The organism is Bacillus pretiosus, assembly GCF_051294775.1.
Classification (GTDB): Bacteria; Bacillota; Bacilli; order Bacillales; family Bacillaceae_G; genus Bacillus_A; species Bacillus_A wiedmannii.
In genome coordinates, this window is the sequence record NZ_JBPPHF010000456.1 from 1 (window position 1) to 287 (window position 287).

Annotated in this window: 1 pseudogene; it reads right to left on the reverse strand. The window is 37.3% G+C overall.

Annotation, left to right across the window (positions count from 1 at the left end):
* Positions 1 to 47: 47 nt before the first annotated feature.
* A pseudogene (gene murQ / locus ACSG5Z_RS31710) lies at positions 48 to 287 on the reverse strand (N-acetylmuramic acid 6-phosphate etherase); the annotation flags it as partial.

The window sequence follows — 287 nt, forward strand, 5'->3', positions numbered from 1 at the left end:
GCCATTCTCTCTTCTTTCTTCATAATAGAATCCCCCTCCCTATTATTTTATAGTGCCTTCTTCACGAACCCTTTCGCTTCTTTTAATTTCTTCAGTGGTTCCCCATACTCACACTGTAGTAACACCATAACAATCGCAGCTTTCACATTACGTTCTGCGTTTTCATAACACTCTGCTGCTATTTCATAGCTCACACCTGTTGCTTCCACAATAATGCGTTTTGATCGTTCTACTAACTTTTCATTTGTAGATTGAACATCTACCATTTAGTTTTTATATACTTTGGT